The 1336-nt window shown below is 32.5% G+C and carries 1 pseudogene; it reads left to right on the forward strand.

Annotated elements, in window-relative coordinates:
- Positions 1–236: 236 nt before the first annotated feature.
- Positions 237–1336 (forward strand): annotated as a pseudogene (locus tag AC3DU7_RS29315) (SNF2-related protein); the annotation flags it as partial.

The following is a 1336-nucleotide window of genomic DNA, read 5'->3' on the forward strand; positions in this document are numbered from 1 at the left end:
AAGCACCACGCCAGAGGAGATGAGTAGTGAAATTTTCCAACTCTCCTAATATCTCGAGAATTTTACTGAAGAGAAACCGCTATAATAATCCTACTTACCTTTCATCGCAAATGATGAAGTTTGCATCTAGTTATTTGAACTCGGATGCCGTTTTTCATTGTTAAATTTCATTATTGAAAGATTTACAGTAGAAAAATTTAGTAGTCAAAATATAACCTTTTTGATAGATATTTAAGATGGCAATTTTACATAGTTTTTGGCTGACCGAACATCAACAATCTAGTTCTTTATTTATTTGGGGAGAAACTTGGCGCAGAATTATAGAAGAGGATGCTGGTGAAACAGGAAAAATTACTAATAATCCTTATGCAATAACTGTAAATGAACTATTAAACCTATGCGAGGAAAAAATTAATTTCTCTTTAAAAAATCAGAAAATCACAACAAACAAAACTTTAGCTCTTCCTACAAAATCATTAGAATCTAGTCAAAAACTATACCCACTTCATTCTGCTACTAACTTCTCTGAAACCACAGAAAAGTTATATCTTTATCCCTGGCAAATAGAAGGAATTTGCCTAAACCCTATACAAACAATAGAATTTTTACACTCTTTTCCTCTGGGCAACATCGCTGAATCTTTCATAGGGGCAGATTTAAGGTTTTGGTCTCATGTTGCTAGATGGAATCTTGACTTATTAGCAAGATGTAAATTTTTACCAACTATTGAACAACAATCAAATGAACAAATTTTTGCTATTTGGCAACCTTTACTTGATAGTGCTACAGACCAAAATAGACTGAAAAATTTCACCCTACAAATGCCTCTTGTTTGTCGCACATATCAACTAGATTGGCAGTCGCCTATTTCCTTAGAAAATCTACAAATAATACCCCAAAATAATACTTCAAAATTACCAATCCTCAGAGCAAGTCAAGAACTACTCCAAGATTTCTTACAAACAACAATAGACACACAAATTAGACAAATATCATCCGAAATATATCAAACAGAAATTGCCTCATTAAATCCCGCAATTAAACAATGGTTAAAATCCTTATCAGAAAAATCAGCTTTAAAATTACCTGCCATTAAAGAAACACAGCAAATTAGCAAAATACTCGATAATTGGCAATCCCCTCTACAACAATATAAAATCACAGAAAATCAATTCATTACCTGTTTTCACCTTCATTCACCATCCAAAAATTCAAAAAATTGGACTTTAGAATATTGTCTTCAAGCCATAGATGACCCGGATTTTGTAGTCGATGCCAAGACAATTTGGAAAAATCCTGTAGCAAGTTTCAACTATCAAGGAAGAACAATTAAATT

It is taken from the genome of Okeania sp., assembly GCF_983059655.1.